General features: G+C 68.4%; 6 protein-coding genes. 4 read left to right on the forward strand and 2 right to left on the reverse strand.

Annotation, left to right across the window (positions count from 1 at the left end):
* Window positions 1–4: 4 nt before the first annotated feature.
* Entirely contained in the window at window positions 5–2,248 is a 2,244-nt protein-coding gene (locus ABZY89_RS15870) for an HAD-IB family hydrolase (protein ID WP_355228643.1), read from the reverse strand.
* Between the two features lie 119 nt (window positions 2,249–2,367).
* Between ABZY89_RS15870 and ABZY89_RS15875 the strand changes: the two genes are divergently transcribed.
* From ABZY89_RS15875 to ABZY89_RS15885, 3 genes are read left to right on the forward strand one after another with little or no spacing between them, the layout of a single operon-like run.
* Complete coding sequence (locus tag ABZY89_RS15875) at window positions 2,368–3,648, forward strand: hypothetical protein (protein WP_355228645.1); 1,281 nt, start codon at window positions 2,368–2,370, stop codon at window positions 3,646–3,648.
* A complete protein-coding gene (locus ABZY89_RS15880; RefSeq protein ID WP_355228647.1) occupies window positions 3,635–4,147 on the forward strand; it encodes a SigE family RNA polymerase sigma factor in 513 nt (170 codons plus the stop codon). The genes ABZY89_RS15875 and ABZY89_RS15880 overlap by 14 nt, the downstream gene beginning before the upstream one ends.
* On the forward strand, window positions 4,128–4,685 hold the full coding sequence (locus tag ABZY89_RS15885; RefSeq protein WP_355228649.1) for a hypothetical protein: 558 nt from the start codon (window positions 4,128–4,130) through the stop codon (window positions 4,683–4,685). The genes ABZY89_RS15880 and ABZY89_RS15885 overlap by 20 nt, the downstream gene beginning before the upstream one ends.
* Window positions 4,686–4,712: 27 nt before the next feature.
* Here the strand turns inward: ABZY89_RS15885 and ABZY89_RS15890 are convergent, their stop codons facing one another.
* Window positions 4,713–5,045 (reverse strand): type II toxin-antitoxin system PemK/MazF family toxin, encoded by a 333-nt coding sequence (locus ABZY89_RS15890; protein WP_355228651.1) that lies wholly within the window; start codon window positions 5,043–5,045, stop codon window positions 4,713–4,715.
* Between the two features lie 518 nt (window positions 5,046–5,563).
* Between ABZY89_RS15890 and ABZY89_RS15895 the strand changes: the two genes are divergently transcribed.
* Window positions 5,564–6,859 (forward strand): DUF222 domain-containing protein, encoded by a 1,296-nt coding sequence (locus ABZY89_RS15895; protein ID WP_355228653.1) that lies wholly within the window; start codon window positions 5,564–5,566, stop codon window positions 6,857–6,859.
* Window positions 6,860–6,960 lie beyond the last annotated feature (101 nt).

Below are 6,960 nucleotides of genomic sequence, written 5' to 3' on the forward strand. Positions count from 1 at the left end.
CTCCTCATCGGTGCAGCCCGGCCGGGTCGAGCGTGCGGCTCGCGTGGCCCGGCGACTCCCAGTCGACGATGGTCCAGTGCGACTTCTTGGCGTGCCGGAACAGAGGTACGTCGGGCCGGACCGCCACCGGGTGCCCGACCGCGGCGAGCAGGGGGAGGTCGGAGTGGGAGTCGGCGTAGGCGAAGCAGTCGGCCGGCGAGATGCCCTCGCGGCGCGACCACTCCCGGACGAACGCCCCACGCGACTCCCCGACCAGCGGCGACGCGGCCATGTGGCCGGTGCAGAACCCGCGATCGTCGACGGCCAGGTCGGCCGCCTCGATGTGGTCGAACAGCGGCATCAACGGCCGGGTCAGCGGCCGGATCGCGCCGGTCACCAGCACCGTCACGTGCCCCGCCGCCCGGTGCTCCCGGATCCGCCGGACCGCGTCCGGGGCCAGCCGCCCGAGGATGTGCGTGGTCAGGTGCTCGTCGACGATCTCGTCCAGCTCGGAGAGCCGGGCACCGGCGTACTCCTTGTAGACCGTACGCAGCAGCGTGCCGCGCTCGGTGCGGTCCGCCCATACATAGCCGGGCACCTTGCTCGCCATCCGGGCGATCTCGGATGCCTTCTGCGTGCCGGAGAGCTCACCGAGCCGCAGCCACAGGTAGGTCTCGATCACGTTGGAGGACATCAGGGTGCCGTCGAGGTCGAAGAAGGCCGCGACCCGCCCGTCTTTGAGCTGCGGCAGCCGGCCGGGGTCCGGCCTCTTCCGCAGCTTGCGCAGCTCGTCGAGCTCACGGACCGGCTTGGTCACCGACGGCACGTGGATGTCGTAGAGGTATTCGTGCCAGTCGATCACGCCGGTGTCGAAGGCGAAGGTCTCCTGGTCGGCCGGCGACAGCGACCGGTAGAGCGCGAGCGTGTTTTCGTCGACGAAGCGGAGGTCGGCTTGGGCGTACTCCTTGTAGAGGTCCAGGTAGCGACGCAGGAACTGTAGCCGCCGGCCCTGCCGGTCGAGGTCGCGCGCCCAGCCGCGGGTGCGGTCGCTGCGTGGAGCCATCCCGAGCAGCCTGTCGGCGATCTTGTGGACCCTCTCCCCGGTCACCATCATCCGCTCGACCGAGGCTCCGCCCGGGAACGTCCACTCCGGCAGCCGGGCCGCACCGCGGTCACCGGCCGCGAACGGCTCCTTGGAGAAGTAGGCGCGCACGGTCTCGTAGAGCATCCCGAACGTCACCGGGTTGCGGTCGCCGGAGGCGAGATGGAAGTAGGCCGGTTCGCCGTGCTCGGGTGGGTGCGCCAGGCACGCCACGATCGAGGCGACGACGTGGTCGACCGGCACGATGTCGACAGGGGTGTCCGCGGCCGCAGGGAAGAGCGGCAGCTCGCCGCGGCCATAGGCGAGGATCAGCGGCTCGGCCATCTTGAAGCCCTCGATCCAACCCGGATACGGGCGAGAGACGGCCGACTCGATGATCGCCGGGCGGTAGATCGTGGCCCGGTTCCCCGCTGCGGCGTGGGCTTCGACCACCCGCTCGCCCAGCGCCTTGGTGAACGTGTAGGCGTCGGTCCAGCCCAGCGACCGCGCTCGCTCGGTGCCGAGGCGTACGAGCTCGTCCTTCACCCACTTCTTGCGCGCCTCCTCGGCCGCAGCGGCGGCGGTCATCAGACCTGCCCGACCGTGCTCGCGCTCGGCCTGCTTGCGCAGCTTGGAGATCACCTCGACGCCGCGCGAGCGCTCCTCGACGGCCGCCCGCTGCGCCAGCCCCCAGGCCAGCTCGGCGTCCACGTCGACGGAGTGGTCGACCGGCCCCTCGGGGATGTGCCCACGGCGTCGCCCCGAGACGTACGCGGTCGAGACGTGCAGGTAGTGGATGTCCCGATCCGTCTCCGCGACCCGCTTGAGCAGCTCGCGGACGCCGACGACGTTGGTGACGAACCCTTCGTCGACCGGCGGGTCGAAGGACACATCGCCCGCCGAGTGCACCACGGCGTCGAGATCCGCCGGCAGCGCCGGCGGAGCGGAGAGATCGCCCTCGACGACGTTCACCTCCGCGTCCGAGACCGACTCGAAGATCGGCTTGGTCAGCATCTTCGCGATCCGGTCCGCCCCTGACGTCGACCCCTTGGGCCGGACCAGGACGCTGAGACGTACGTCCGGCACCTCGGTCAGCATCAGGTGCAGCAGCGCCTCGCCGACAAACCCGGTCACTCCCGTGAGCAGCACATGCTGCCCCGCGAGCCGTTCTCTGATGTCAGAGTTCACGGATGTGATTCTGCCCAATCCAGCAAAGCCCGCATGGGAATTCTGTTCAAATCAGCACACCCAACCTTCGGCGAGGCTCGATACGTGTAAGCCATCGGACAACCGATCTGGAGACCGATGTGCTGACCAACCTACTCGAAGAACTCGCCCGTGAGGCGCCTTCCGGCGGCGATGCCCCCGGACAGCTGTGGCGGCGTGGCCGCCGCGTGGCGCGTACGCAGCGCCTCGGCACGATCACCATCGCTGCCGTCGCCTGCTTGCTGCTGATCGCGCTCGGCACGGCGACCTGGCAGCAACGCACTGGTGTCGAGCCGGCGACGGACACCGGGTCCGGCAGCTACCTCCCCAGCCGTTTCCACGAGCCCAGCCCTCATCTCCCGGGCACGGACTCGGTCGGTCCCTTGGGCCCGCTCATCGCCACGTTCGACGCACCCCGCGCGGGTTGGTTCGGGAGCTCCGACGGTCTTGTCGGAGTATCTGCCGGGACCGGTGCCTACGCCTTCATCGACCTGCCGCACGCGGGTACCCCTTACCTCGGCGAGGCCCAACTCTCCCCTGATGGCCGCCATGTCGCCTACTGGACGACCGGGAAGGTGAACAACCCGATTCCCGCCCTCGAAGGAGGCACGATCAACGGGTATGCGGTCTATGACACCGTGACCGGCGAGGTGGTCACCCAGAGACCCGGCACCGAGCGCGGGATCGGGCACGGCACCCTGATCTGGTTCGATTCCACCCATCTCGGAGTCGAATTCGGGCAGATGCGGGACTGCTGCAGCTCCTCCAGTCCTCGGAGCATGATCTTCGACCTGAGCACCGCCCAGACCTCCGCCCTCAGCACGAGCCTCACCGGGCTCGACGCCGCGAGCACGACCGGCGTCGGCACAGTGATCGTCCAGGGCGAAGAGTCCGTCATCCTCGAGACTGATGGGATGAGCGCTCCCGCCCAGATCCCCATGACCGGCGGACGGATCAACGGCGCGCAGCACCTCGCCCTCACGCCGGACTCGAAGCGCGTCGCGGCGATCTTCGGCAACGGCGTACCGGGCCGGATCAGCGTGAAGAACGTCGACGACGACGGTGATGGTGACCCGATCCAGGGAAGTTACCTCGGGGTGGTCTCGTGGCTCGACGAGAGCCACGTCGCCGCGCTGAAACGCAACCGTGCCGAATCAGGCGTCGACCTCGTCGCCGTCGATGTCCGAGACGGTTCCACCAAGGTGCTCAGCGCGTACGTCAACACTGCCCGCCTCGCGATCAACCTGCTCGACTCGCCGGTGAAGAACCAGCTGGCCCCGCCCCGCCCATGGTCCCCATGGGTTCCGACCATCACGTCCGGCACGACGCTCGTGGTCGCCGCCCTCGCGATCCTCGTCTGGAGGCGCCGTGCCAGAGCCTGACGGTCATCTCTTCGACGAGTTCGTCACCACGCGCCGCCCCGCCCTGATTCGTACCGCCTACCTCCTCACCGGACATGCCGAGGATGCCGAGGACCTCGTCCAGACAACGCTCATCAAGGTGGTGCCGAAGTGGGGGAAGATCCAGGACAACCCGGAGCCGTACGTCCGCAAGGTGCTCGCTCGAGAGGCCACCACCCGGTGGCGAGCCCGCCGCTGGCGGGAGACCTCGGTCGAGCATCTGCCGGACCGGGCGGCGGCGGGGCCGAGTCTGGCCTGGAACGTCACCGTCCGGGACGCACTGCTGCGTCTCCCGCCTCGACAGCGCGCGGTCATCGTCCTGCGGTTCTACGACGACCTCACCGAGCGCGAGACCGCGGCCACGCTCGGCATCGCGATCGGCACCGTCAAGTCGCAGACCAGCGACGCGCTCGCGCGGCTGCGCACCCTGATCCCCGATCTCGCCGCCGATGGATCCTCGGTTGCGGGCTTACGAGGGTGACCTGCGAAACTGGCGAGACTTCCGCAACCCCGAGGAGACGTACGTGTCGAGGAAGCTGCTGAGCGTCGCAGCCGTCCTCTCGGCGACCGCTCTCGCCGGCTGCGGGTCCGGGGAGCCCACGACCAGCAGCCCTGGCCCGAGTCCCTCGACCTCCTCCCCCGTCGAAGCCTCCGGACCCTGTCTCTTCGAGCCCGGTCAGGTCGCCAGCGCCATCCCCGGCTCCTGGTCGCATACCGCCGACGAGGACGTCTGCACCTACACGAGCGACCGGGGCGCGATCTTCGTGACGACGTTGGTCGACACCTCCGTCTCCGCTGGGCTCTCCGCCAGCCGGCAGGACTGCATCTCCTCTCCGGCGCCTGTTGAGATCGATGATCGGGCGTTCGTGTGTATCGAGTCGCACGATGACGGGGATCTTGTCGTCGGCAATGTTGCTGTCGGGAGTCGGCTGTGGTCGCTTGTCATCGTCCCTGATCAAGGGGTTCACGATGCTGAGCTCAGTGCGATGGGGCGGCTCGTGGAGATGGTTGCCGACTGACCCCTTGGCCGAGACCGTCAGCTCTGTCTAGCCGAGTCCACCGAGACGGAGGGCATCGTCGATCTCGCTGAGCTTCGCGGAGGACAGGGCGCCTGCTCGCTGGATCAGGTCGTCTCGGGACAGGGTGGTCAGCCACGTGCACGGGGTGAAGCCTGGGCGTGGGATCGCGAACCGAAGTACGCCGTCAAAGGGCAGTCCTTCCGTGGCGCCTACTGCCACTTCGACGGCCAAGCCGGTGATGTCGACACCCGCCGGGGCGACTACCTGCATCACCTGGATCCCGGACGCTTCTTCGCCCGACAGCAGTACGACCGGTCGCCGCTCGTCGAACTCCACCCACCAGACTTCGCCACGTTGCACATGTCCTCCTGACGTACGACGGCACGCCGCAGGTCTCAGCGTGACCCTACCTGTTGGCAGGAAGCGTTCGACGGTCTGATGGTCCGGATTGCGGGAACGCGCGTCGGGCCGCCCTGCCCCCGCTGGTCGAGCCGCCTTGCCCCCGCTGGTCGAGCCGCCTTGCCCCGCTGGTCGAGCCGCCGGAGCCGCTAGGCGGAGGCGTGTCGAGACCAACACGGTTCTTCTTGGCTGGGGACACCTCGCTTCGCGGCTGTTCTTCGTTTCAGGGTTCGCCGCCGACCCGGTCTTTGAGTGTTTCTCGATCGCGCGCCGCGTCAAGGACGCCCTTCGGGCGCCGGCTTCGCCGGCCGCTTCGCGGTCCTTGACCCGGCACCCGATCGAGAAAGATTTCGCCTATATCGGGGCGGCGGCGAGAGAGTGGCGCGGAGTTCACGTTGCTTGTTCGCTGACTGCGTAACTGTCGTCTGACCTGCTTAAATAGGTCGCGGCAGGGTGCTCGGTCGCATATAATAAGGCGCATGAACGAGACCATCGACCACCTCCTCACAGGGCCGCCTCCGGGTGCGTCCGAGGCTGAGCTGGTCGACTGGATCGCTGGTCTCGAAGCGGTCAAGTGCACCGCCGAGGCGGTCCAAGCCGAAGCGGCGGTACGTCTGGACGAAGCCGTCCGGGCACGCCAATCCGAGGCCGGGGTGCCTGCCCGCAGGCTCGGCGAAGGGGTCGCCTCCCAGATCGCGTTGGCGCGGCGGGTCTCGCCCGAGAAGGGCGCCAAACTGCTCGGCCTGGCGAAGATCCTGATCGCAGAGATGCCGCACACCTTCGCCCTGATGAAGGCCGGACTGTTCTCCCAATGGCAAGCCACGATCCTCGCCCGCGAAACCGCCTGCCTCTCATTGGAGGACCGCCGCGTCATCGACTACGAACTCTGTGCCACTGGGCCGGACGGTGAGCCGGCGAAGGCGGTGTCGATGGGGCTGCGGCAGCTCGAGAACGCCGCCAAGAAACTCGCCATCACGCTGGATCAGGCATCCGTCGTCGCCCGGGCTGCGAACGCGACGCGAGACCGTCGGGTCAGCCTCCGCCCGGCACCCGACACGATGACCTGGCTCGGCGCCCTGCTCCCGGTCAAGGACGGCGTCGCCGTCTTCGCCGCACTGGACCAGGCAGCCAAGACCGCTGCGGCTGCCGGCGACGAGCGGACCCGTGGCCAGGTCATGGCCGACACGCTCGTCGACCGGATCACCGGCCGCAGCACGACCGGCACGAAGCCTCGGATCGAGGTCAAGATCGTGATGACCGCCGACACCCTCACCAACGACGCCGATCAACCCGCCATGGTCGAGGGCTACGGCCCCGTCCCCGCGACCTGGGCCCGCGAAGCGCTCGCCGACGCTGAGGTCTTCGTCCGGCGCCTGTTCACCGACCCCGCCGGCCAGTTGGTGGCGATGGAGTCACGTTCACGGAAGGCGCCCGACGGGCTCGCGGAGTTCATCACCACTCGCGACGGCGGGATCTGCCGCACCAACGGCTGTGACGCCCCGATCCGGAACATCGACCACGTCGAGCGCCACGCCGATGGCGGCGCGACCAGCGCGGAGAACCTGCAGGGTCTGTGTGAGAGGTGCAATCAAGCCAAAGAGGCGCTCGGCTGGCGAGCCAGACCCGGACCCGACGGCAGCATCATCACCATCACACCAACGGGCCATACGTATGTCAGCCCGCCGCCCGATACCTGGTCACCGGATCCGCCGCCGCTGTCTCGGGCTGAGTTCGTGCTGCGCGACGTACTCCTCGAACACACCCTCGCGGCCTGAGGACCTAGGGTCCCGGGAACTTTCTTCGGATCGGTGCTTGACCTTGACGCTACGTCAGGGCTGCACGCTTCTTTCACGGCCCCAAACAGGAGCCACCAACC

The organism is Nocardioides sp. NPDC006303 (assembly GCF_040613175.1).
Lineage (GTDB): Bacteria > Actinomycetota > Actinomycetes > Propionibacteriales > Nocardioidaceae > Nocardioides.